Annotated in this window: 23 protein-coding genes; 8 read left to right on the top strand and 15 right to left on the bottom strand. The window is 39.6% G+C overall.

What is annotated here, in order from left to right; translation table 11 throughout:
* Window positions 1-128: 128 nt before the first annotated feature.
* Window positions 129-2,366 carry an acyl-CoA dehydrogenase gene (locus KO505_RS16585; protein ID WP_216056580.1) on the bottom strand — a complete coding sequence of 746 codons (2,238 nt, stop codon included), beginning with the start codon at window positions 2,364-2,366 and terminating at the stop codon, window positions 129-131.
* Between the two features lie 250 nt (window positions 2,367-2,616).
* Between KO505_RS16585 and KO505_RS16590 the strand changes: the two genes are divergently transcribed.
* Window positions 2,617-4,131, top strand: a complete 1,515-nt coding sequence (locus KO505_RS16590) for a YifB family Mg chelatase-like AAA ATPase (RefSeq protein ID WP_216056581.1) — start codon at window positions 2,617-2,619, stop codon at window positions 4,129-4,131.
* Between the two features lie 23 nt (window positions 4,132-4,154).
* Here KO505_RS16590 and KO505_RS16595 read toward each other — a convergent pair whose 3' ends face one another.
* The 9 genes from KO505_RS16595 to KO505_RS16635 form a co-directional block, all read right to left on the bottom strand.
* Entirely contained in the window at window positions 4,155-5,135 is a 981-nt protein-coding gene (locus KO505_RS16595) for an NAD-dependent epimerase/dehydratase family protein (RefSeq protein WP_216056582.1), read from the bottom strand.
* An 11-nt stretch (window positions 5,136-5,146) separates the two neighbouring features.
* The gene (locus tag KO505_RS16600; RefSeq protein WP_216056583.1) at window positions 5,147-6,352 is read right to left on the bottom strand and encodes an alpha/beta hydrolase-fold protein; all 1,206 of its coding nucleotides are present in this window, start codon (window positions 6,350-6,352) and stop codon (window positions 5,147-5,149) included.
* Between the two features lie 115 nt (window positions 6,353-6,467).
* Window positions 6,468-7,874 (bottom strand): aldehyde dehydrogenase family protein, encoded by a 1,407-nt coding sequence (locus KO505_RS16605; RefSeq protein WP_216056584.1) that lies wholly within the window; start codon window positions 7,872-7,874, stop codon window positions 6,468-6,470.
* Window positions 7,875-7,881: 7 nt separating this feature from the next.
* Window positions 7,882-8,922: a nitrilase-related carbon-nitrogen hydrolase gene (locus tag KO505_RS16610; RefSeq protein ID WP_216056585.1), complete on the bottom strand. Its 1,041-nt coding sequence runs from the start codon at window positions 8,920-8,922 to the stop codon at window positions 7,882-7,884.
* A 9-nt stretch (window positions 8,923-8,931) separates the two neighbouring features.
* Window positions 8,932-9,219 carry a DUF1330 domain-containing protein gene (locus tag KO505_RS16615; RefSeq protein WP_216056586.1) on the bottom strand — a complete coding sequence of 96 codons (288 nt, stop codon included), beginning with the start codon at window positions 9,217-9,219 and terminating at the stop codon, window positions 8,932-8,934.
* Between the two features lie 231 nt (window positions 9,220-9,450).
* A complete protein-coding gene (locus tag KO505_RS16620; protein ID WP_252731878.1) occupies window positions 9,451-9,807 on the bottom strand; it encodes a hypothetical protein in 357 nt (118 codons plus the stop codon).
* 5 nt (window positions 9,808-9,812) lie between these two features.
* The gene (locus KO505_RS16625) at window positions 9,813-11,009 is read right to left on the bottom strand and encodes a class I SAM-dependent methyltransferase (protein WP_216056588.1); all 1,197 of its coding nucleotides are present in this window, start codon (window positions 11,007-11,009) and stop codon (window positions 9,813-9,815) included.
* Between the two features lie 24 nt (window positions 11,010-11,033).
* Entirely contained in the window at window positions 11,034-11,762 is a 729-nt protein-coding gene (locus tag KO505_RS16630; protein WP_216056589.1) for a hypothetical protein, read from the bottom strand.
* A 199-nt stretch (window positions 11,763-11,961) separates the two neighbouring features.
* The gene (locus KO505_RS16635) at window positions 11,962-13,143 is read right to left on the bottom strand and encodes an acyl-CoA dehydrogenase (protein ID WP_216056590.1); all 1,182 of its coding nucleotides are present in this window, start codon (window positions 13,141-13,143) and stop codon (window positions 11,962-11,964) included.
* 168 nt (window positions 13,144-13,311) lie between these two features.
* Between KO505_RS16635 and KO505_RS16640 the strand changes: the two genes are divergently transcribed.
* The 3 genes from KO505_RS16640 to KO505_RS16650 are packed head-to-tail and all read left to right on the top strand — an operon-like array spanning window position 13,312 to window position 15,866.
* A complete protein-coding gene (locus tag KO505_RS16640; RefSeq protein ID WP_216056591.1) occupies window positions 13,312-13,977 on the top strand; it encodes an isochorismatase family protein in 666 nt (221 codons plus the stop codon).
* A 9-nt stretch (window positions 13,978-13,986) separates the two neighbouring features.
* Window positions 13,987-14,925 (top strand): polysaccharide deacetylase family protein, encoded by a 939-nt coding sequence (locus tag KO505_RS16645; protein WP_216056592.1) that lies wholly within the window; start codon window positions 13,987-13,989, stop codon window positions 14,923-14,925.
* A gap of 2 nt (window positions 14,926-14,927) precedes the next feature.
* Window positions 14,928-15,866: a polysaccharide deacetylase family protein gene (locus KO505_RS16650; RefSeq protein WP_216056593.1), complete on the top strand. Its 939-nt coding sequence runs from the start codon at window positions 14,928-14,930 to the stop codon at window positions 15,864-15,866.
* A gap of 92 nt (window positions 15,867-15,958) precedes the next feature.
* Here the strand turns inward: KO505_RS16650 and KO505_RS16655 are convergent, their stop codons facing one another.
* The 3 genes from KO505_RS16655 to KO505_RS16665 form a co-directional block, all read right to left on the bottom strand.
* Window positions 15,959-16,858, bottom strand: coding sequence for a DUF1838 family protein (locus KO505_RS16655; RefSeq protein ID WP_216056594.1), 900 nt, complete (start codon window positions 16,856-16,858; stop codon window positions 15,959-15,961).
* Window positions 16,859-16,946: 88 nt separating this feature from the next.
* Window positions 16,947-17,372, bottom strand: coding sequence for a PaaI family thioesterase (locus tag KO505_RS16660; RefSeq protein ID WP_216056595.1), 426 nt, complete (start codon window positions 17,370-17,372; stop codon window positions 16,947-16,949).
* A gap of 11 nt (window positions 17,373-17,383) precedes the next feature.
* A complete protein-coding gene (locus KO505_RS16665) occupies window positions 17,384-18,157 on the bottom strand; it encodes an enoyl-CoA hydratase/isomerase family protein (protein WP_216056596.1) in 774 nt (257 codons plus the stop codon).
* A gap of 216 nt (window positions 18,158-18,373) precedes the next feature.
* Here KO505_RS16665 and KO505_RS16670 point away from each other — a divergent pair, with 216 nt between their 5' ends.
* From KO505_RS16670 to KO505_RS16685, 4 genes are read left to right on the top strand one after another with little or no spacing between them, the layout of a single operon-like run.
* Window positions 18,374-19,663: a 3-isopropylmalate dehydratase large subunit gene (locus KO505_RS16670; RefSeq protein WP_216056597.1), complete on the top strand. Its 1,290-nt coding sequence runs from the start codon at window positions 18,374-18,376 to the stop codon at window positions 19,661-19,663.
* 14 nt (window positions 19,664-19,677) lie between these two features.
* Entirely contained in the window at window positions 19,678-20,175 is a 498-nt protein-coding gene (leuD, locus tag KO505_RS16675) for a 3-isopropylmalate dehydratase small subunit (protein WP_216056598.1), read from the top strand.
* A 26-nt stretch (window positions 20,176-20,201) separates the two neighbouring features.
* Window positions 20,202-21,068 carry an oxaloacetate decarboxylase gene (locus KO505_RS16680; protein WP_216056599.1) on the top strand — a complete coding sequence of 289 codons (867 nt, stop codon included), beginning with the start codon at window positions 20,202-20,204 and terminating at the stop codon, window positions 21,066-21,068.
* Window positions 21,069-21,075: 7 nt separating this feature from the next.
* Window positions 21,076-21,978 (top strand): hypothetical protein, encoded by a 903-nt coding sequence (locus KO505_RS16685; protein WP_216056600.1) that lies wholly within the window; start codon window positions 21,076-21,078, stop codon window positions 21,976-21,978.
* A gap of 36 nt (window positions 21,979-22,014) precedes the next feature.
* Here the strand turns inward: KO505_RS16685 and KO505_RS16690 are convergent, their stop codons facing one another.
* On the bottom strand, window positions 22,015-22,860 hold the full coding sequence (locus KO505_RS16690) for a cupin domain-containing protein (protein WP_216056601.1): 846 nt from the start codon (window positions 22,858-22,860) through the stop codon (window positions 22,015-22,017).
* Window positions 22,861-22,980: 120 nt separating this feature from the next.
* Complete coding sequence (locus KO505_RS16695) at window positions 22,981-23,670, bottom strand: hypothetical protein (protein WP_216056602.1); 690 nt, start codon at window positions 23,668-23,670, stop codon at window positions 22,981-22,983.
* Window positions 23,671-23,825 lie beyond the last annotated feature (155 nt).

Here is a 23,825-nt window from a genome sequence, read left to right on the forward strand (position 1 = left end):
GTAGTGAATGGATTGTACTGCAAATATATATTTTGTCATTACCTACATCAAACGATGAACAAACAAATCACAGGCAATAAAAAAGCCTCAATAAATGAGGCTTTCTAAGTGTTTATAAAACTAATTAATTAAGCTGATTTTAATAATGGTTCTTTCACATCAATATTTGTGATGAGTTCCAAGTCAAACGTGTATTCATCAACTGCGATAGCTAATTTACGTTTAACGTCATAAGCGCTTAATCTATCTTTCTCTTCTGCTGTTAGTACATCAGCAGCGGTTGCTACATCCACTAATTCAGCAAACGTTAATTGTTTCTTGATAGTACCGGCACGTACGGCTGATTTCATTTTGTCTAACAAAGGTAATACATCCAGTTTCGCTTTGTACGCATCTTCCAATACAGTAAAGCCATCACGACCAACCATACGAACTAGAGATGTTAATGATTTTTTAGCATCATCATCTTTTAATGTTGCTTCTGCCAAATCAGTGATCATTTTATCAGACACTTTTGAACGTTTGATGAACGGCATACCTAATTTCGCACTTAATAAACCAGAAACTAATCTATTTGGGAAGTTATCTGAGTAAGCAAACAATGCATCTTCAGCTTGTTTTAATGCCCAAGTAGTACCGTAGTTAAAGTAAGGCGTGATTTGTTCACGACAGTCACTTTGTAAATAAAATTTAATGTTAGCCATTGCCATAAATAAGTAACTCATAACGTCACCTAAACGTGCAGATAACATCTCTTTACGTTTTAAGTCGCCGCCTAATACTAACAATGCAAAATCAGATTGAACTGCTAATGCTGAAGACAAACGATTAATTTGTTTTTCAAATTTCTTTACCATAGGGTCGGCATTTTTACCGCTGCCAAATCCAGGTAAATAAGCCGTTGCGACACCACGTAAAAAGTTCTTCGTGCTATAACCAATCGTTTTTCTCATTAACTTGTTAAATTCTTTATCCGCGCCTTTTTCTTCAGAGTGAATAACAGAAATTAAGTCTTGTACATGTGGATGACAACGAGTGGCACCCTGACCAAATATCATTAAGTTACGAGTTAAGATATTTGCACCTTCAACCGTAATACCAATTGGCGTAGCAAAATATGCGCTAGCTAATACATTGTTAGGACCCATTTGAATTGCTTTACCTGCTTGCACATCCATAGCCGCTTGTAGACAAGTACGACCCATTTCAGTCATGTGGTATTTAGCCATCGCAGTTATAACAGACGGTTTTAAACCTGCATCTAATGAATTTAATACTAAGTGACGCATTGCTTCTAAGTTGTAAGTCAAACCACCTATTAATGCTAATTGCTCTTGGATGCCTTCAAACTTTCCGATTGGCATACCGAACTGTTCGCGAATTGCAGCATATTCAGAAGTTGATTTAAGTGAAGCATGTCCTGTTGCACAACCATTTGCTGGTAACGAAACACCACGACCTGCACCTAAACAAGATACAAGCATTTGCCAACCTTTACCTATGTTCTTCGCTCCACCGATAACAAATTCCATAGGAACAAATACATCAGTACCACGAGTCGTACCATTGTAGAATTTAACGCCTAATGGATTATGACGATTGCCAATTTCAACACCTTCATAATCTGTCGGTAATAATAGACAAGTAATACCTAAGTCTTCTTCATTACCAATTAAGTTTTCTGGATCGAATACTTTTACTGCAAGGCCAAGTACTGTTGAAATAGGCGCTAACGTTATATAACGTTTGTCCCACGTACAACGTAAACCTACAACTTCTTCACCGTTATACATTCCTTTAGTCACAATTGCTCTGTCTGGAATACCACCAGCATCAGAACCAGCTTCAGGGCTAGTTAATGCAAAACATGGGATTTCTAAACCGTCTGATAAACGCGGTAAATAATATTGTTTTTGCTCATCTGTACCATAATGCGCTAGTAACTCGCCAGGACCTAATGAGTTAGGAACCATAACCGTTGTCGCAATTGGGTTACTCTTTGTTGAGATTGACGCCACAATAGTAGAACTTGCATATGCGCTAAACTCTAATCCGCCAAATTCTTGAGGGATAATGAAAGAGAAAAATTTATTATCTTTTAAATGCTGTAACACTCGTGGTGGGATATGTGTGCTGTTATGCACTTCAACATCATCTAACATTTCTAATAATTCTGCTAACGGGCCATCAATAAAGGCTTGCTCACGCTCCGTTAATTTTGAAGGGGCAGTCTGTAACAAAGTATTAAAGTCTGGTTTACCTTGATAAATAGAAGCTTCAATCCACGTATCTCCAGCGTCTAATGCTTCTTGTTCAGTGCGAGAAATTTCAGGTAAGATTTTTCTAAATGACGTTCTTAGGCTCATAATTTGCCCCTCTTTATTCTGTTTTATGGTTGTCCAAGTGTTAATACTTGGTGCCAGACCTACTAAATATAGTACAACTATACATCTAACTGGTCTGATGTCTTACCAGTGAGTGTATTAACTTTTTATCCAAAATGAAAGAGATCAATTCAATTATTTTTAAATATCCTTGTGCAAATAAGAAACAATATTGAACATTCCTAGTTTCAAACTATATTTTGTTCTTATAATAGGGAAATTGGAATTTGTAATGTCATTTGCAACTGTTTATAGCCGAGCCAGAGTAGGTATTAATGCCCCATTAGTGACGATTGAAGTCCATATATCCAACGGCCTCCCCTCTTTTCAAATCGTTGGGTTACCCGATGCTAGCGTAAGAGAGTCAAGAGATAGAGTTCGTAGTGCGTTAGTAAATAGTGACTTTCAATTTCCACAAACAAGATTAACCGTAAACTTATCCCCTGCTGATATTCCAAAAGAAGGTGCACGATTTGACCTTGCCATTGCGGTTGGTATTCTTGCCGCATCAGCTCAGGTGCCAGTGGATAAACTCATACAATATGAATTTTATGGCGAGTTAGGATTAAATGGCGATGTACGTGGCATTATTGGTGAAATACCCACAACTATGGCTTGTGGCAAAGCCCAACGTATTTGTATATTGCCTAAAGAAAATATCAGCCAAGCTGGTTTAGTAGAAAACACTGAAATCCTAGAAGCATCAACATTAATGGAAGTTTTCCACCATTTAACCGGACAGCAAAACTTAGCCTTTCATCCTCCCAATAAAAATTCAGATAACACCCACATGGTTAGTGGTCATGACTTAAATGATGTGATTGGGCAAACAATGGCTAAACGCGCCTTAGAAATTGCCGCGGCGGGTCAGCATAACCTGCTGTTTTTAGGTCCACCAGGCACTGGCAAATCAATGTTAGCGTCACGCCTTGCCAGCATATTACCGGAAATGTCTATTGAACAAGCGTTACAAACTGCAGCTATTCATTCAGTTAGTGGCAAACCATTTGATTTTACCAAATGGCGAACCAGACCATTTAGAAATCCGCACCACACAGCTTCTGGCGTTGCCTTAGTTGGAGGCGGTAGTGTGCCTAAACCTGGTGAAATTTCACTTTCCCACAATGGCGTGTTGTTTTTAGATGAACTCCCTGAATTTGATCGTAAAGTATTAGATGTATTAAGAGAACCCATGGAAACCGGTGTGATCACAATATCGCGAGCCACCCAACAAGCAGACTTCCCAGCCAGATTCCAATTTGTAGGTGCTTTAAATCCTAGCCCAACAGGACATTATAACGATGGTCGTAGTACGTCCGATCAGGTATTACGGTATTTAAACAAAATATCAGGGCCTTTATTAGACCGCATAGATATACAAATAGATGTGCCTGCATTACCAAAAGGTGCGTTAACGGGAAATAATCATACTGGGGAAACATCTGCCGTAGTTAAACAACGAGTGAATCAAGCTCGAGAAATTATGTTAGCCAGAGCCGGAAAACCCAATGCGTTATTATCCAGTAAAGAAGTAGCCAAATATTGTATCTTACTCAAAGATGATCAACTGTTTCTTGAAAACACGATCCATCACTTAAATATGTCGATACGCGCCTATCATAAAATTTTAAAGGTGGCCCGCACCATAGCTGACTTACAACAAACTAAAGACATTAATAGAGGCCATCTCACTGAAGCATTAAATTACCGCGCGATGGATCGTTTGTTAGCCCATTTAAGCCAATAAATGACTTAAGCTAAATTACATACTTAGAGTAGCCGTTCCGATTTCATCCATTTGTAACAATCTTCTAACATCACATCGATGGAAATATTATCGACATAACCTAATTCTGTAACCGCCTTATTACTTGATGCGACAACACGTTTGGATACCATAGTGGCTTTTTCAGGTGTCATTGTTGGTTCTTTGTTGGTAATTAATGACCACCAATAAGATACATATCCAACAATTTTTAACGCCAACTTAGGCACGGTTTTATCTGCCGTTGGCTGATTTACTAATTTACCAATTTTTGTCACCACTTCTAAAAAGGCGCAATCTGTGCCTGCCAATATATAGTTCTCACCATTTTTGCCTTTTTCAAACGCAATTATATGTGCCGCGGCCACTTCTTTTACATGACAATATGATCCTTCTCCTGGAGGTACGCCGGGTAAACTGCCGTTTTGGATCATAGTGAATAATTGTGACCAGTTATGTCTGTCATAAGGACCAATAATCGCACAAGGATTTAACACAACCGCATTTAACCCTCTTAGTTTGACCGCATCTTTAACTACTTTTTCACCCAAGAATTTAGTCTTTAAATAATTAACGCCACTTTGCATTGCAGTACTTGTATCTTGTTCTGTGATTATTGAGTCATGAAAACCATAGGCTGATATTGATGAGGTGTGAATAAATCGGCCTACTTTATTTTCTAACGCCACTTCTACTAAGTTTTGAGTACCAACAACATTTGCTTGAAACTGCCTTTCGTTATTGCGACTCCACATATTGGTATCACCCGCTATATGAAATATTGCATCCAAATCCTTTGGCACTATTTTCTGTAATGAGGTGATATCGGTCAAACTCCCTTCAACTAAAGTCACGCCCAAATTAGCTAAATCACTAATATTTGAATTCGGTCTGTGCATAGCAATAACTTGCCAACCTTTCTCAAGTAACTGTTGAATTACATTTAGTCCTAAAAACCCCGTTCCACCTGTCACAAATGCTTTCATAAAACGCTCTCTTAATTATTTTTATTATCTGTTACTTTGGGAAATAAAATCTTAAACGCCTGTGGTAAACGTTTAGCCCAATCGGCTTCTGAATGACGGCCATCAACATCTTGAACCCAAGTAAACTGTTCAAACTTATGCTGCTTTGTTAGTACCTGTAACATCTCATCTATACCAGACTGTAATTTTTGCTCTAATCCTATACCGCCGTTATCAATATAAAAATACACAGGGGTTGATGGTTTGTTTGAGTTTTGCACCACAGAAACATAATCGATATGGTCAATTTTTAGTGCCGGAGACATAACAATAGCTTTATTGAAAATTTGAGGATATTGCCACACCATAGCAAACGACATTATGCCGCCCATTGAAGACCCACCAACCGCTGTATATTCGGCCTTTGGTTTAGTGCGGTAATTGCTATCAATAAATGGTTTAATAATGTTGATCACAAAGTCCATATACTGCTGACCTTGTTTTAGCGTGGGATCTAATTCAGTGCTTCTATCTTTACTGTTATTAATCCCAACTATGATGATTTTTTCCATCTCATTATTGTTCATCATATCCGTGGATGTTTCATCCATCTGCCAATCCACACCAAATGAAGAGGTAGCTGGATCAATAATATTCTGGCCATCATGCATATATAAAACGGGATACGACTGTTGAATGTCTTTGTTATAACCAGGTGGCAACCAGACTATGATGTCCCTCTCTAAAATGCCTTCACTACTGAAGTGTTGATGATATTCAACTGTGCCTGTGATTTGTCCTGAAAACGTATTTTGAGATTTACTTGCCCACTGTTCCGCTTTAATCACAATGGTTTTATCTTTATCCGCTAATCCCGCAAAGTTTGGTAACACACTTCCGGTTTTGTCTGCTATTTCAACTAACCAATCACCTTGAGTGAACTTATATTCAAACGACTCATTAATGTTAAATGGCAAAGTGATCTGCCATTTGTCTTCACTTATATAACTAAGCGGTACTGAATCAGGTTGCCAGTTACCTAACACTAGGCTTGAGCCAGTAATATATATTTCAGCATTGGGTTTTAACGTTGGGGAATGTAACTCAAAGGTAATGTTATGAGAGGTTTGCTTTTGGCTTTGAGACTGAAATGGGGATTGGGATTGGCCGCAACCTGTTAACAGTGTTACAAAACTAACTGTTAATAACATAAAGGTAAGTACTTCAAACTTCTTCATTCAGCCGATCTTAATAATAAATATTTTAGATAAGCTAACTGGTTATAAATGAAAAAGCCAATAATCTGAGATGTTAAGAGAGTAATCTTGTATTACTCTCTTAACAACGAACAGACTAAAACCACCAAGGCGAATCAACTCCTGAGTTACGAATAAACGCTTTTTTACGTACAAAACGGTTAATAGAATCTTTACCCATACGCGAACCACCTAAACCTGAGTACTTAAATGACTGTTTTTCAATTTCATGTACTAACGCAGTTAACGACGCGTCGTTTATACTTATCGCTCCAGCTTCAAGTTGACTTGCAATCATTTCAGCATTTTGAATATTTTCACTAAACACAGCCGCAGATAAACCATAAATAGAGTCATTAGCCCTTTGTACACCCTCTTCATCTGACGCGACCACAAATATTGGTAACACAGCCGCAAAGGTTTCCTCCTTCACAACCAACATATCTGGTGTAACATCCGTGATTAATGTGGGCTGACAGTAATGTCCGCCGCCTAACTCAAGCACTTCACCACCACACAAGAAGGTTGCACCTTTCGCTTTTGCATCTGCTAATTGCGCTTTAACAATGGCAACTTGTTTATCAGAAATAATAGGCCCTACTTGACCTTGTTGTAAATCTGGATAGTTATGCTTAAGTTGAGCAACATTGGCCGTTAGTTTTTGCTTAAATTCATCGGCAATATCTTGGTGTACATAAACACGTTCGATACTCATACAAGATTGGCCAGCATTAACCATACTTCCCCAACATAACGCTTTAGCAGCCATATCAACATTTGCATCTCCGCAAACGATTGCTGGATCTTTCCCGCCTAGTTCTAAAAATGCAGGGATAAATCTTTTCGCGCAGCTTTCTCCAACCTTTCTTCCGGTAGCCACACTGCCAGTGAAACATATAGAGTCCACATTATTGATCAACGTCTGGCCGGTTTCACCCGCACCAGTCACCACTGAAAAAACTTGCCTTAATGCAGGCACTTTGTTTAAAGCAGCAATAAAAGGTTTTACAAATCGAGAGGTGACTTCGCTTGGTTTTAATATAATTGAGCAACCTGCTAAAAGGGCAGGAATAGCGTCAACTAAAGACAATAACAATGGGAAATTCCAAGGGCTGATCACGCCTACACACTGATAAGGTAACTGACTCTGTTTAATATTTAAAAACGGGATTTCAGCTTGTCGTTCACTCTGTTGTGTAAACAATTCAGGTGCTTGTTTACACCATCTTTGAATACCAGAAATAGTGACATCCACTTCCAATACTGACTCTGTATATCGACCAGTATCAGCAACTAACGCATCCACTAAAGCTTGTTTATTATCGGTTAACGCCTGAGCAAATAACGCTAAATGTGCCACTCGTTTTTCAACACCCATCAAAAACCAAGCTGATTGATTTTGACGAAGTTCAGCGACAATAAACTCAACTTTGTCAGCATCAAACACTTCTAAACTAAAGTCTTGTACACCCGTTCTTGGGTTACGTATTGATAATGTATTCATCTAATCATTATTCCTGAATCAAACCTTTTGACTGTAAATTCGCAATTGTCGCCATTTGCGTTTGCATAAAATGGCTTCTTTCCAATGGCTTAACATTATTATTTTCATCCAACATATTATTAGCTGGGTAAACCGATTGTTGATACATAGGTGCAAACAGTTCATTGCGCTGTCTTGATAAAATATTACCCATGCCCGGTTTATTGCGATAACGGCGCAGAGCGTCCAAATCTATCTCGGCATTCGCAACCATAGACTCACCCATGCCAGCTTCTGCCATGACTCGGCCTTTAAAGTCCACCAGCTTAGATAATCCATCAGTAGATTCTGCAGGAAAATCTATATCTGCAATACCTGCTGAATTTGATGATACAACGTACGCCAAGTTTTCAACGGCTCGTGCTCGTTTGGCAATATCCTTTGGTGTTAAGTCATACGCACCAACTTCTGAAGAACTATGCAAAAACACTTCAGCACCTTGCATCACTAATGAGCGGGCAACTTCAGGGTATAAAATCTCTTCTGAAGCTATGGTCGCTAAATTACCTAATTCAGTTTTAGTGACAGGGAACAAACCTTCATAACCATAAATATCTAAATACTTATTTAATACATCATGGGGCGTAGGGGCAAACATAGAGATCAAGCGTCGGTATCGGTGAATACAATCGCCACTGTCGTTTAAAATAAATGACGTTTGAAAATACAAATCCGGAAAATTATCATCTAACTCATAAGCATTACCCGACAAATGAATGCCATTTTGTTGGGCTATTTTTCCTAATGCTTCGTATTCCTTTCCATCTTTCTCAATACAAGCTTTAGCTTGCCAACTAGGAAAAGACTCACCCAATGGAAAACTTGTCATAAAGTATTCAGGTAAGACGACTAATTTAACCGACGGGCCAACAAAGCCCTTAGTGCCTTGGATTTGTCCACCAACACGCTCAATATTGGCCATGATTTTGGCTCTAGCATCAAGTTCATTTAACTTGTTGATTGCAAAACAACGGGTTTGTAAAGCGACTGCGGTATAAGCGTTAGACATTATATTTCCTCACAAACTATCAACTAACATGACATGAAACGTTCCCGTCCCGGCTCTAAGTTTAATAGCTTGATTATATTGTTCAGAATTCCAAAAATTATTTGCGTGTTCTTTTGATGGCCACTTAGATACCACAACACTGCCGGGGGCTTCATCGCCTTCTAGCAGTTCAGGTTTTCCATCCATTACCACGTATTCGCCGCCAAATTCTTTGATTAATGCCGGTACCACATCGGTATAACGTTTGAAGTTAGGCCAGTCTGTTACTGTGGCCTGAATAATTAAATATGCGCTCATGTTTTACACCCAGTTAACACGTTAGACTCAAGTTAACTGATAACCTTTAATTATAAAAAAGAAATGACTGTTGAATTTGATCATTGGCAATTTGAATTGGAAACATATCTGAATTATTTCTGCCAACTTTCCTAATAGCTAAAATTAAAAAACCTCATAATGAACATTATGAGGTTTTTTTATTGCACGAGCACTTAATATGCCCAACCGAATATGCCCAAGCTAATACAACTAAGACTTAGTTAATATGTCCTGGATGTCCTCAACACTAGGGTCACTCCCGTCAATTTGTTCTTTATCTTGTTGAAGAATTCGCAAAATTCGAGCTAAATACTCTTGTGTTGATGCACTTCTGCGGGCGACTTCTTCTTTATCCGGAGAGTAATTTTCAACTTCCTCACGCGTTAAAATGCCCTTTTCTTCTAACAAACATTCTAACGTTGACACTCGTTCACGAGTAACCGACAACTCCATAGCCAATGCCATCGTGATGGACATGACCTGCTCCGTTTGTTTGTCGTTCATAAAATAAGGACGTTGGCCTTTTGCTTTTGTGCCAGCTAAGTCTAATTTATTAATATCTGCCATTTTCATTACCTTTTCCAAAGCCCAAATGCATTCCAGACTGGCGCTCTACCGTAATCTTCTCCAGCATCGCCCGCTTCTCGCTTACCAAATATTTTTTCATCTACTGATGAAACAACACCTGTCTCAAACATGTCATCACCGTTAAAACCTGCATCGTTTAATGACTGTTTAAGGTCAAGTTCGTGCATTGGCCCCCAATAGGGTTCGTTATTAAAGTAGGTATCCCAATCACGAATGAATTGCTCATAAACGCCCATACCATGATATTGGGGTTGTTCTAAATGCAAAGTTAAACCATCGGTTTTTAACAATCTGTTGATTGTTTTAAGAATATTGGGCATCACACTATGAGACGTTTCATGCCAAAACATAGCTGTGGTAATTAAATCAAATGATTGATCTTCAAACTGCGATAATGTTTCTGCATTTGCCTGTATGAAGGTAATGTTATTTACCCCCATAGATTTAGCTCGAGCGTGGGCATAACGTAAACTTGGACGGGCAACATCAACCGCAATCACTTCAGCATCTGGGAAAGCTTGTGCTAACGGTACGGCGTTGTGACCTATAGTGCAGCCAATATCCAAAATACGTTTAGGCATAAACTCAGGATGATTATCTTGCAACCAATTCCCTACCGCTTTACCGCCACCATCACTTAACGTACCTAATAAACCCGCTGTTGTTACAAACAAACCTAAATCATAACTCGCCGCTACCGTGACATCATTTTCAAAATACTCAGTGTAATAACAACCCGGCTGACAATGAATATCTACTGAACCTACGTTATTAGGTATTTGTACTGAATCATCTAAGATTAATGACTCTGCACCTTGGTTATAACCGTCTACTTTCTCTACCAAATTTTCGATTTGACGTAAAACCTGTGCACGACCAGCCTGTTGACGCATCTCCATCGTATTTCGGCGTAACGCTGACCATGTTTGAAAATATGGATGTTTTAACATGGCATTGCGAACTTCGTGACGAGACTCTGGTTCTCTGCCATGTTCTTTTTCAAATTCAGGTTTCACTTGTGTATCAAACGCCGTTTTTACGCCTGGTAAAATACTCGCACTTAAATGCACATTTAAGTGCGTTAAAAAGTTAAGACGTGCTACTTCGTCATGATTGGCTTCAGGGAATACACCGTGTTTAGTTAACACGTCCCAAGAAGGTAACGTTTTTGCTGCAGTCATATAATCGCCCTCTCTAAATAGTGATTAAGCTGTGGCTTCAATTATTTGAACATCCACTAACTCATAATGTGTTTGCATATAACCTTCGACGCCGGCTCTTAAAAACAAATAATCATCATCCGCTGTACACCATAGGTTATAAGGAGGATGTTCTTCTGGAAGGTTGCCTGCAGTATCTACAACTTGGAAATGGCGAGCTTGAAAAGTACCCGCTTTAACCGTTATCTCTTCTTCTCCAACATAACGAATACCAAATCCGGTTTTGAATAACAATGGGCCGGTAGCGCCGCGGTGATCCGGTGAGGTTAACAATAAATCTGGGAAGAATGTTTTCCCCGGCCCTTGAGACAAGTCATAAATACGCATCAATAATGCATCGCCAACAATTGGATGGGCTTGTAACCATTTAACCGGTTTATCTATATCTATCTTTTGGGTAATGCGGCCGTCTCTTTGGTTATGAGATTCACATTCAACATAATCTTTGACAAAACGCACCCAACCAGAACCTTCGTATTTATCCCCTACCGATAAACGGACACTGCAATCTATCGGGCTTGCATCTGGATTCATGGCTAATACAACATCACGAATAACATTAGGTTCGTCATCTATTTCACAATGTGCTTGTAATACTTTCACGCCGTCGGATTGTTTGGTAATTGTAAAAAACTCACGACCCCGCTCTTGATCCAAACGTTCAGGCTTTTTACTGGTGTATTGCACTGTGCCGCGTATTGTTCTGTGTTTCATGGTCTGCCTTAAAATCTACTTAACTTCCATCATCTTGGACTTTATGTATTTTTCAGTCGTTGACCTTTGTCAAATTAACTCTTGTAGAGTCATCTTGTGCATGAAGAGGCGAAAATTTGGCATAAAAAAAGCTCCTGTTTAGGAGCTTCTTCGATAACCTTTTATTAAACCTAAGTTAGTTTGGTTTAATTAGATTGGATTAATAAAATGCTTGTAGACCAGTTTGAGCACGGCCTAATATTAAACCATGAACGTCATAGGTACCCTCATAGGTATTAACCGTTTCTAAGTTAATCATGTGACGTATTACATGGAATTCATCAGCAATACCATTACCGCCGTGCATGTCACGCGCCATGCGAGCTATATCTAGCGACTTGCCACAGTTATTACGTTTCACTAATGAAATCATAGTTGGATCCCAATCACCTGAGTCGATGATTTGACCTACACGTAACGAACCTTGTAAACCTAAAGTAATTTCAGTCTGCATATTAGCTAACTTAGTTTGGAATAACTGAGTTTGTGCTAATGGCTTATCAAACTGTTTACGGTCTAAACCGTATTGACGAGCTGCATGCCAACAGAATTCAGCAGCACCTAGCGCGCCAAATGAAATACCGTATCGCGCCATATTTAGACAACTAAATGGACCTTTTAAACCGCGTACTTCTGGGAACATATTCTGTTCTGGTACAAATACGTTATCCATCACGATTTCACCTGTGATTGAAGAACGTAAAGAGAGTTTACCTTCAATCTTTGGTGCAGATAGTCCCGCCATGCCTTTTTCTAAAACAAAACCACAGATCTTATTATCTTCCGCTTCATTTTTAGCCCAAACAACAAATACATCCGCGATTGGAGAGTTTGTAATCCACATTTTAGAACCCGTTAAACGATATCCACCGTCTACTTTTTTAGCTCGGGTTTTCATGCTTGCTGGATCTGAACCTGAATCTGGTTCTGTTAACCCAAAACAACCTATGTATTCACCCGTTGCTAGTTTTGGCAGATATTTTTCTTTGGTTTCTTCATTACCAAACTTGTATATAGGGTGCATAACTAAAGAAGATTGCACACTCATAGCACTACGGTAACCCGAGTCAACACGTTCAACTTCACGAGCCACTAAACCGTAGCTCACATAGTCAACGCCTGAACAGTTATAACCATTAATGGTTGCGCCTAATAAGCCTACTTCACCAAATTTACGCATAATATTTGGATCAAAGTTTTCTTCACGATTAGCCATTAAAATGCCAGGCATCAACTCTTGCTGACAAAAGTCATGAGACATGTCGCGGATCATTCGTTGGTCTTCAGATAACTGATCATTCAATAATAATATGTCATCCCAATTGCTTAATTCATTGCTCATAAATTTGTCTCTTTGTCTGTAATGTCGCCATTGTTGTTTAATATTCGCCGAAAACCCTTGATAAAAATCAAAACAAACTAAGTTCACTTACCTTCAGTGGCTGACCTCTTAGATTATTCCAGTTAATCTAGATTTAACTAATTATCAAAATAAGTTCAGGTATCAAACATGGAATTAAGTAATAAAACTGCTCGTGAAATATACTACGACGTAAAGAATAATCCAGCTCGTAAGAAATTTGGTTTTGGTAAAAAAGCCGTATTGGTCAACATAGATCCACAAAAAGCGTATACCGAAGTTGGCACTTATAAAACCGCCTACGAAACCGACCCAAAACAACTTGAGTATGTGAATAAATTATCACAACAATTTAGAGAGTTAGGTTGGCCTGTTGTTTGGACTCATGTTGCTTATATGCCAGATGCTTGTGATGCCGGTATTTGGGGAACACGTACCGACACTGAAGATTCACTACAAAACATTAAATTTGGTTCACACCGCAGTGAGTTTGATGACAGGTTAGAGATCAATCGCGAGACTGACGTCGTATATTTAAAGAAAATGCCTTCTGCATTTTTTGAAACTCAGCTGCAATCATTATTAGTTTGGCATCAAGTAGATACAGTAATTTTAACTGGCGGTTCAACGTCTGGCTGCATTAGAGCAACGGCGGTAGATTCATTATCAAGAGGTTACCGCACTATCGTGCCGGAAGAGTGTGTGGCGGATAAACATGAAAGTTATCACTTTGCTAACTTAACTGACTTATCTCTTAAATATGCAGATGTCTTAGATGTTGCCGAAGTGTCAACTTGGTTAGAACAACAAAAGTAAGGACGCATAATGAAAAGTGATCCAGGTTTTTACGATTACTGGCCATATCAAAACAGGCCAAAGATCCGCTGGCCAGAAGGCAAAAAAATGGCCTTTTGGGTAGCACCTAATATTGAGTTTTACGAATTAAATCCACCAACTAATCCGCATCGTGCAGCATGGCCACAACCATACCCTGCTACGCCAGGTTATAGCATTCGTGATTATGGCAATCGTGTGGGTCATATTCGTCAGATGGAATTATTAGAAAAATACGGTATTAGGGGATCAATATCCTTATCAACCGCATTGTGTGATCACCATCCTGAAATTATAGAAATGTGTAAAGAACGTGATTGGGAATTTTTCAGTCATGGTATTTATAACACGCGTTATACCTATGGCATGTCTGAGCAACAAGAACGTGACATGATCAAAGACTCAATGGAGTCCATTTATAAACACACAGGTCAAAAGTGTGCTGGATATTTAGCACCTGCGTTGTCACATTCAGAACAAACATTAGATTTATTTGCTGAGGTAGGCACTGAATTATTTGGCAATGAAGGTGGGATTTATACCTGCGATTTATTCCATGATGATCAACCTACGCCAATCCATACTCGTAGTGGTAAAAAGTTTGTTTCTATTCCTTATTCACTAGAAATGAACGACACCATCGCCTTTGTGGTGAATAAAGTTGAGCCTCGCCGCTATGGTCAAATGCTCAAAGATAATTTTGACCGCTTGTACCAAGAGGCTGACGAGTCCGGCACTATCATGTGTATTCCAACTCATAATTATCAAGTGTCTTGCCCACATAGAATGAAAGCTTATGAAGAAGCGTTAGAATACATCACCAGTCATGATGATATTTGGATCACTACAGGTCGTGAAATTGCCAACCACTTTATTGACAATCATTACGACGACGCCTTAGCCGATATCAAATCTAAGGGAGGCAAATAATCATGGCATTAGATAAAGAATATTTTGATTATCCACACCGTAGTCATGGCATGGATCACGACCGATACGATTGGCAATTACTTGCTGAACAAAAACCTGTGTCATGGCCAAATAACAAAAAAGTCGCCTTGTGGGTCAATGTGCCTTTACAGTTTTTTCCTCTGGATCAAAAAGGCGTGCCTTTTAAAGTCCCCGGAGGCATGACCATGCCTTATCCGGATTTACGTCATTATAGCTTGCGCGATTATGGCAACCGAGTTGGTATTTATCGTTTCTTAAAAGCCTTTGATAAATACGGTATAAAACCTACATTTGCGATCAATACTGAACTTGCAAAACGGACACCTTATTTACTCGACACCATTAAAGAACGTGGTGACGAGATCATGTGCCATGGTTTACATATGGATGCGTTACATTACGGCGGTCAGGATATAGTTGAGGAAAGTAACTTAGTTAAATCGTCAATAGAACAATTAAGAATACTAACCGACCAAGACATTAAAGGCTGGATAAGTCCTGCCCGTAACGAAAGCGAAAATACCCCTGAGTTATTAGCGCAAAATGGTATTGAGTACTTTTGTGACTGGGTTAATGACGATATGCCTTATCAGTTTAAAACCCAGAAAGGCAACTTATGGGCTATGCCGCTTTCCAATGAGCTTGAAGATAAGTTTGTTCTCATGAATAACTTACACTCTGAAGATTCATATGTAGAACAAATAAAAGATGCCTGTGATTTTTTAATTAAAGAAGCAAAAGGCTTACAAAACAATCGAGGTAAAGGTGGCCGTATTTTAGCGTTAAACATTCACCCTTGGATGTTAGGTCAACCGCATCGCATCGCTAAGTTAGAACAAATATTAGAATACGTCATGTCGCAAAATGTATGGACGGCATCGGCGTCTGATATTTTGTCGAGTTTTAAAGCTCAACAATAACTATTTTAGAGCTGGGCTGAACTGAACTAAGCAATCAAAAAAGCCGCTATTGAAATGATATCAATAGCGGCTTTTTTATATCTTAAATCATATTAATGACGAGAACGTTTAAACGGTCCACCTTTAACATCATCTTTATATGTCGACCAACTTGTTTCATTTGGACGAGTATCATCCACTGGAGGCGCTGTTTTATAAATGGGCGCTTCAGCTTCAATAAAGTCTTTCATTACAGGTTGTAAGTCTTCAAAATTAGCTTCTTTCGTGCCTGATGCATGAATATAAATCTGTCCTTCACGGCCAGTCATCATCATCCACGGTAGCCAATCAGAAATACGCACCCAATCAACATGTGTATAAGCAAACTCATCATTGATTAAGCTGTTGCTATCACCAGAGAAATCAAACATTTCTGTTGCATGGTATACACCACCCATTTGCCTTTGGTAGTCGCCAGCTAATACATTGTGATAAAACAAAGGCACATCAAACATCATGGACCAAATTGGTCCTGTTACGTTTCCGCCAAATTTAGCTTTCCAAGGGTATGTTTTACCCTCTTTATTACGTGGGAAACTTGGACCTTGGTTAACAGGGTCATTAGTTACATGAATAACATCAACGGTTTCGCCAGTGAATGGGTTATCCCATGTTTTCATTGGCTTGCCTGTTTTAGGGTCTGTGTATAACAAAATTTCACGTGTCACTAATCTATACGTTTTACCCTGTATACCACCGTCCACAGTGCCACAACGACGCGCACTCATGCCTTCAACGTCAAATATATGTTTGTCCGCTTCACCCATGCGACGTGAATAAGCTTTACCTTGCCATTTGTAATAACTTACTTTGCCATCTTCCATTGAGCATAAAATTTTACGCATTGCAGCAGTATTGCCATCTTCCGTATTTAAATCTATTTTTGCACTCGCTGCAGCCGTGGCAGAAATACCAGACAGTAACAACGCCGTTAATATTGTTTTTATTTTCATTATTCTATTTTCCTTCTTAATACTGGCTCTAGTGTTGGTCGAACAGGCTTTATTCGCTTTGAGATATGTCAATCAAGCAGCTAAATATTTACTTTTGACCAATCACTTTCCAAATTCCACTGCCCGTCATAATTTGTCTTTCGTTATTATAAATAATGCCTTCGGCAAAGATCACACTGCGAGTACGACGAGTAATTCGGCCAGTACCATAAAGCACTTCACCTGCTTTAGCAGCAGCTAAAAAGTTAGTATTCAGGTTTATAGTGGCAAACTGAATGTCATGGCTTACTACATCACCAATACCACGGTAAATAACATAATCCATAAAAGATAAAACCACACCACCATGCACCACCCCTTCCGGATTTAGATGATGTTTTTCTAAAGGTAAGGCTCTGACTATTTCAGTATTTTTTTGTGCTGGAGTCTGTTCATAAAACGGCCCCATCAATTCGGAGAACCCCGTCATATTGGCACATATTTTAAAACCTTGGTTTAACAAAGAATCAGTCATATTAAACCCTATTATTTAAACTTAGCGGGACGTTTAGCTAAAAAGGCATTCGCCCCTTCAATAAAGTCTTGGTTAGCAAAAGCTTGATTAAACATGCTCCGAACATCTGTCTCATCGTGAGCAACTGTACCGGTTACATATTCAATGGTTTTTTTAACACCTGAAGTTGAGAAACTACTCACTGACAACACTTGTTGCACTAACTCATTAACTTCATTATCTAGCTCTGATGCCGCTGCTAATGAAGTGAGTAACCCCCAATCATTGGCTTGTGATGCTGTTATGATTTTGCCTAAATACAGCAGCTCTTTGACTCTAGCAACACCCAACAGATCAGTCACACGTTTGGTGTCTTCTATGCTGTATAACAAACCTAATTTAGAAGGTGTTATGCCAAACTTAGCGTGTTCCACCGCAATACGAAAATCACAACAAAGCGCAATACCCATGCCTCCGCCAATACAAGCTCCGTTTATGGCAGCAATGGTGGGAAAAGGTAATTTTTGTAGTGTTAATTGGGCTTGTTGCACTACTTTATTGTTGGCAATTAGTCGAGACTCATCTTGGATAATTTCAGTTAACTCTGAAATATCAGCGCCCGCACAAAAAGCTTTTTCACCCGCGGCACTAATAATCAAGACCTTGATGTTAGTGGTATTGGATAATTGATCACAATAATCAGAAATTTGCTGCCACATACTTTGTGTCAGTGCATTGTGCTTATCGGCTCTATTAATGAAAATTCGGGCAATTTGCCCTTCTATACTAAGTTGAACTGTTGACATTTATCAAAAAATTCCTAGGTCAGCTCGGGTGTTTGTTGTAATCCCAACCCCCATGAATCAACATTGGTCACAACTCGCACCGACTGAATAAATTGTAATTGCTACACGAGTAATAACACCCAGTTAAGCAAATACTCAAGCTTTTACAATCGCTAATTTGTCATAAAGCAAATTATGCTTAATCAGGTTAGTGCTAATTAAATAGGAAAAACAACTATGAATTCTGCCAACAGCCAAGCACAGACTTTAGCGCAAAAAATCATTGCTAAAGCCAGTGGAAAATCCAGTGTATTGCCCGGCGAGATAGTGACTTGTGCGTTAGACATGGTATTGATGCACGACTCAAGTGGTCCTCGTCGTGTCAAAGCACGTTTAGAAGAGCTAGGTGCTAGTGTTTTTGACCCTTCAAAAGTGGTATTAGTGAGTGATCACTTTGTTCCTGCTACTGACCCTGAGAGTGCAGAAATATTAGCGTTAACCCGTAAATGGGCAAGCGACAATCAAATTGCCCACTTTTATGACATGCAAGGCATCTGTCACGTTATGTTGCCTCAGCAAGGGCATTTAAAACCAGGTATGTTTTTAGTAGGTGGAGACTCTCACTCTCCGACTGGCGGCGCGTTTGGTACTTTCATGGTTGGCATAGGTGCAACTGAAATGACAGGTGCATTAGCCACCGGTGAAATTTGGATAAAAGTTCCTGAGACTATTCGCATTAACTGGACAGGTTCACTTCCTAGAGGCTGCAGCGCAAAAGATATCATGTTGTTTTTATGTGCCCAATTAGGCATGAACAACAATTATAAAGTGATGGAATTTGGTGGTGACACTATCCGTAATATGTCCATGTATGAACGTATGGTGTTATGTAATATGTCCGCTGAGTTAGGTGGCAAAACAGGCATCATTGAAGCAGATCAAACGACCGTTGATTGGATTAATAATACTGGCGAAACCGCCCCGGAAAATGCATTAACTTGGGTTAGTGATGATGATGCAAAATACGAAACGGTATATAACTTTGATGCATCTGAACTTGTACCTCAAGTTGCCGCACCTCATAGCCCTGAAAATACACATCCAATCGATTCATTTGAACCAATTAAAATCCATCAGGCCTATATAGGTGCCTGTACTGGTGCAAAATTATCTGACTTACGTATGGCGGCAGAAGTACTAAAAGGCAGGCAGGTTGCTAAAGGCACACGTTTATTGATAGCTCCAGCTTCAATTAAGACCACCAATGCGGCTACTAAAGACGGTACATTAGAAATACTGACCGACGCGGGTGCCATTATCCTTCCTACTGGTTGTGGTGCTTGTGCAGGTATGGGAGCCGGTGCAATCGCCAATGGTGAAAATTGCATATCGTCAACTTCTCGTAATTTTAAAGGCCGAATGGGCTCACCAGATTCAAATGTCTATCTAGGTTCACCTTACACCGTAGCGGCCTGTGCCGTTGCCGGTACATTAGCCGATCCACGCGACTACCTTTCAAAAGATTAAGTTAAGGAAACATTATGTCAGATTCTATTTTAGGTAACGCTTGGGTATACGGCGATAACATTGATACCGACTTATTAGCCCCCGGTGCGTATATGAAATCAACGTTGTCAGAGTTAGCTGCGCATTGTTTGGAAGCCATTGATACTGATTTTGCCTCTCAAGTTAACAAAGGTGATGTCATCGTGGCAGGCGATGCATTTGGTATTGGTTCTTCCAGAGAACAAGCTGCACAAGCCTTAGTTGAGCTCGGTGTTGCTGCCGTTATTGCTAAATCCTTTGCCCGAATTTTTTACCGTAATGCATTAAACCTTGGCTTACCTGTTCTATTTTGTCCTGATTTAGAGGGCATAGAAAAAGGCGATGTCATCGCCGTCGACCCAATTAAAGGGGTGGTTGAAAACAAAACCAAAGGCCAAGTATTTACTTGCGAACCAATTCCAGCGGAACTAATGGCCATTGTTAACGCTGGGGGCTTAATGCCATTTTTGAAAAACAAATTTAATAAGCAGTAACCGCTGTATTTACTAAGAGAATCAATATGCACGCTAAAAAATTAAGAGATTATATTAACGCTAAAGAAATATTAGTCGCCCCTGGTGGTTACGATGCTTTGTCTGCTTCATTAATAGAAAAAGGTGGCTTTAAAGCCATGTATTTATCCGGTGCCAGTATCGCTTACACACGTTTTGGTCGACCTGATATTGGCCTGGTTTCTATGAGTGAAGTGGCCGACACCATTTCAGTTATCCGTGAGCGTACAAAGTTACCTATGATAGTGGATGCTGACACCGGTTTTGGCAATGCCATCAATGTACAACGTACGGTTAAATTATTTGAACGTTGTGGTGCATCGGGTATTCAATTAGAAGACCAACAAATGCCTAAACGCTGTGGTCATTTAAAAGGTAAGTCTCTGGTCAGTAAAGAGGAGATGGTTGGTAAAGTGCGAGCAGCTGTAGATGCGAGAACAAACCCAGACACTATGATCATTGCCCGTACTGACGCTATTGCGGTTGAAGGATTTGATGCTGCCGTTGAGCGTGCCCAAGCCTACTACAAAGCAGGTGCCGATATGTTATTTATTGAAGCGCCAGAAAACCTTGAGCAAATGCATAAGATCAACGAAATATTCAAAGACAAAATCCCACTGCTCGCAAATATGGTTGAGGGTGGTTCTACGCCAATTGAAAAAGCCTCTGACTTGCAAGACATGGGTTACAGCATCGCTATTTTCCCAGGAGCAATGGTGCGTGCTTATACCTTTATGGCACAAGAGTTTTTAGCTTCATTAAAAGAAAATGGCAATACAGATCAGTACCGTAATCGCATGTTAGATTTAACCAGTTTAAATGCGCTATTAGGTACGCCTGAAATACTAGCTTACGGCAAAAAATACGAGGCTTGATCGTGATATGAATAACCAAACTAAGGTGCGTCAACTCGGTCCAATTGTTGGGGCAACTTTACTAACTTCTAACCTACAACAGGTTGTTAGTGCCTATCAAACCGCACTTAACTTTAAGATCACTTCTCAAGGATTAGTAACTGAACAATTAGCTAACCTTTGGTCTGCACCTAAGTTATTGGGTTGTAAAACTTGTACACTAAAATCCGCTAATGGCGACAACTGGTTACGCATAATTGAAGACAAAGACTGTAAGTCTGCACAACCTTTAAAAACACACGGTTGGATGTCATTAGAAAATAATGTGGGTGATGTTGATCAAATCAGACAAAATTTTACCGATGATAGTGCGTTTAAAGTAATTGGAGAACCTGCATACCTGCAAGTCAGTGATGCCATTAAAGCAATGCAGGTTATAGGTCCAGCTGGAGAAGTTGCCTATTTAACGGAAGTGCAACGACCGGTACCGCCATTTGAATTACCTATGTCCGATGCCGAAACTGGGAGTTTATTTATTCCGGTGTTAAACACACCTAATAGAGATGAGTCCGTCGCGTTTTATGAAAAGCTTAATGCTGCGGATTCAGCTCTTAAATTTGATACGAAAGTCACGGTTTTAAACAATGCGTGGCATTTAGATATAGAACATCAATTTCCAGTGGCTACTTTGCAACTAGACGGTTTATGTTTATTTGAAATTGATCAGGTCACCCAAGCCCAACCCGTCATTACCAACGACAACTCTTTACCTTCAGGTATTGCCATGATCAGCTGTCGGGCGAAAAATATAGACACAATTGCTAAGGCGTTTAATAAATCCATCACACACATTGAAGATGATTATTATCCGGCTAATAAAGTACTTATATTAACAGGTGCAGCTGGTGAATTAATCGAGTTGATTGGCTAACGTTTAAATTAACATTTGGTCAAAACACCACCCTGTTTAAAATGGGGTGGGTTTCCATTCTTTTAAGCCTTTTCCACGTAAATGTTTTGGCAATATTGGTCGATAAGGTGCATCAAAACTAAATGGATACATCTTTTCTGACCAATGATTAACATGTGCTCCACCAACAAAACGGATTAACAATACACAACCCGTTCTTGAACCATAAGGGCCATGAGGAATACCCGGTGGACGCCAAAAGTAAGAACCTGTACGCATAACCCCACGATCCCCCGCTAAAGTGCCATATAATGTAAACGACTCTTCTACGGTGGGATGATGCTCTCTTGGCCCACTCCATGACTCTGGACGTACTTGAGGCGATACCATATATAAAAATGTTTTCGACTTAGTCTCAGGGTCGATTCTTAATATCTTACGCCCAAAATCCAAATGCAGAAGTTTTGGATCCAAAACCCCTTTATCCCAGACCATCTCATAAGTATTTAACGATTCGACTGGCGCCTTGCCCACTTCAGGTAAAGGATCGCCATAGTTGTAATATGTTGGTGCTGGATTTTGATCTAGAAAACGAATGATAGTTGTGTCTTTATTGGCTCTAACCGTACGACGTAAATACCTTGCAGGCAGATAACCAAAACACCCTTCAGAATAATGCACATCATTAATTTCTATATCACCCTCAACCACAAAAAACTCTTCTTCAGATTCCATCCAATAAGCTTGTTTTTCTTTCCAGCCTTCAGGAAATTTAAACAAACCTGTGGTGGCTCCGGTTTCTTTATCAGTACTCAATTCTTTATATTCAATGCCCTTTAAGTGTGGCCAACTCTGCCAATCTAATACTTGCGATTGAATGAATTCTACATGTTCTCTTGCCATTGATTTCACCTAGTTCAGTTGGTTTCACGGGTTGCTATTGTGTTTTACAGGGATAACTGGACGACATAAAAAAAGCCTCCTATGAAGGAGGCTAAAACTACAACACACGAAAGTTCATGTTTACATTGGTTTCACTGCACCAAAAAATGCGACCGTTAAAATACCAATCCAATATATATACGCTAGACGACGTCCAAAACGAATCGATGTATCTAACTTGTTTTCTACCTCTTCGTTTTTACCTTGCGCTAAGATACGGAACATCGTTGTCCATTCACGCATTATGTAACGTAATAACAAACCAATCACCAACAACATTGAGAAGATCATTAATTTAATCGAGAACCATTTTTGCCCCATTTCTGCACTGAAAGGTCCATAACCTAACAAAGAAGCAACGGCAGCAACAAAGACGGCAGGAATGACAAAATAACGTATCAATTCATCTGCTTTGGTCAATCTAAGACCTAAATCTGTTTCTCTGTGGTAATAAGCCGCCCAACATAAACCTAACCAAGCAAAATAAAATACCCACATAGAGACTAAGAAGCTTCCACCGAACGGCTGAATACCCCAAATATTACCCATATGCATGCCTAACGGCAGTAAAATGATAATGCCTGTTCGAGCCAGAATATCGATTCTATACGCCGTCTCCATATGGCGTTTACGCTCTTCCATTGCTAATTTACGATTCACCACATGGAAAGAGGTTTGAAACACTCCCCACTCTCCACCAAGCCAGTACACCATTGCAACTATGTGCACCCAGCGTAAAATTGGTAATTCATACATTTCAAAAAATGACATAGTCCAACCCTTTTATTTATTCTGTTTGATAACTTATACAAGCCTGTCCGGTTCAACATTGCGAATTGTCAATTTCAAACAGGCTTTGTATAAACTCTAATTAAAGAGCCATAATTAATTGCGCCAACAAGGCATGTATTGCAATTTACAACGCT

The organism is Psychrosphaera sp. F3M07 (genome assembly GCF_018860345.1).
In the GTDB taxonomy this organism is placed as follows: Bacteria; Pseudomonadota; Gammaproteobacteria; order Enterobacterales; family Alteromonadaceae; genus Psychrosphaera; species Psychrosphaera aquimarina.

Coding starts and splice junctions, on each gene's coding strand:
- KO505_RS16585 (WP_216056580.1), bottom strand. CDS start 2,366: ATGAGCCTAAGAACGTCATTTAGAAAAATCTTACCTGAAATTTCTCGC.
- KO505_RS16590 (WP_216056581.1), top strand. CDS start 2,617: ATGTCATTTGCAACTGTTTATAGCCGAGCCAGAGTAGGTATTAATGCC.
- KO505_RS16595 (WP_216056582.1), bottom strand. CDS start 5,135: ATGAAAGCATTTGTGACAGGTGGAACGGGGTTTTTAGGACTAAATGTA.
- KO505_RS16600 (WP_216056583.1), bottom strand. CDS start 6,352: ATGAAGAAGTTTGAAGTACTTACCTTTATGTTATTAACAGTTAGTTTT.
- KO505_RS16605 (WP_216056584.1), bottom strand. CDS start 7,874: ATGAATACATTATCAATACGTAACCCAAGAACGGGTGTACAAGACTTT.
- KO505_RS16610 (WP_216056585.1), bottom strand. CDS start 8,922: ATGTCTAACGCTTATACCGCAGTCGCTTTACAAACCCGTTGTTTTGCA.
- KO505_RS16615 (WP_216056586.1), bottom strand. CDS start 9,219: ATGAGCGCATATTTAATTATTCAGGCCACAGTAACAGACTGGCCTAAC.
- KO505_RS16620 (WP_252731878.1), bottom strand. CDS start 9,807: ATGGCAGATATTAATAAATTAGACTTAGCTGGCACAAAAGCAAAAGGC.
- KO505_RS16625 (WP_216056588.1), bottom strand. CDS start 11,009: ATGACTGCAGCAAAAACGTTACCTTCTTGGGACGTGTTAACTAAACAC.
- KO505_RS16630 (WP_216056589.1), bottom strand. CDS start 11,762: ATGAAACACAGAACAATACGCGGCACAGTGCAATACACCAGTAAAAAG.
- KO505_RS16635 (WP_216056590.1), bottom strand. CDS start 13,143: ATGAGCAATGAATTAAGCAATTGGGATGACATATTATTATTGAATGAT.
- KO505_RS16640 (WP_216056591.1), top strand. CDS start 13,312: ATGGAATTAAGTAATAAAACTGCTCGTGAAATATACTACGACGTAAAG.
- KO505_RS16645 (WP_216056592.1), top strand. CDS start 13,987: ATGAAAAGTGATCCAGGTTTTTACGATTACTGGCCATATCAAAACAGG.
- KO505_RS16650 (WP_216056593.1), top strand. CDS start 14,928: ATGGCATTAGATAAAGAATATTTTGATTATCCACACCGTAGTCATGGC.
- KO505_RS16655 (WP_216056594.1), bottom strand. CDS start 16,858: ATGAAAATAAAAACAATATTAACGGCGTTGTTACTGTCTGGTATTTCT.
- KO505_RS16660 (WP_216056595.1), bottom strand. CDS start 17,372: ATGACTGATTCTTTGTTAAACCAAGGTTTTAAAATATGTGCCAATATG.
- KO505_RS16665 (WP_216056596.1), bottom strand. CDS start 18,157: ATGTCAACAGTTCAACTTAGTATAGAAGGGCAAATTGCCCGAATTTTC.
- KO505_RS16670 (WP_216056597.1), top strand. CDS start 18,374: ATGAATTCTGCCAACAGCCAAGCACAGACTTTAGCGCAAAAAATCATT.
- leuD (WP_216056598.1), top strand. CDS start 19,678: ATGTCAGATTCTATTTTAGGTAACGCTTGGGTATACGGCGATAACATT.
- KO505_RS16680 (WP_216056599.1), top strand. CDS start 20,202: ATGCACGCTAAAAAATTAAGAGATTATATTAACGCTAAAGAAATATTA.
- KO505_RS16685 (WP_216056600.1), top strand. CDS start 21,076: ATGAATAACCAAACTAAGGTGCGTCAACTCGGTCCAATTGTTGGGGCA.
- KO505_RS16690 (WP_216056601.1), bottom strand. CDS start 22,860: ATGGCAAGAGAACATGTAGAATTCATTCAATCGCAAGTATTAGATTGG.
- KO505_RS16695 (WP_216056602.1), bottom strand. CDS start 23,670: ATGTCATTTTTTGAAATGTATGAATTACCAATTTTACGCTGGGTGCAC.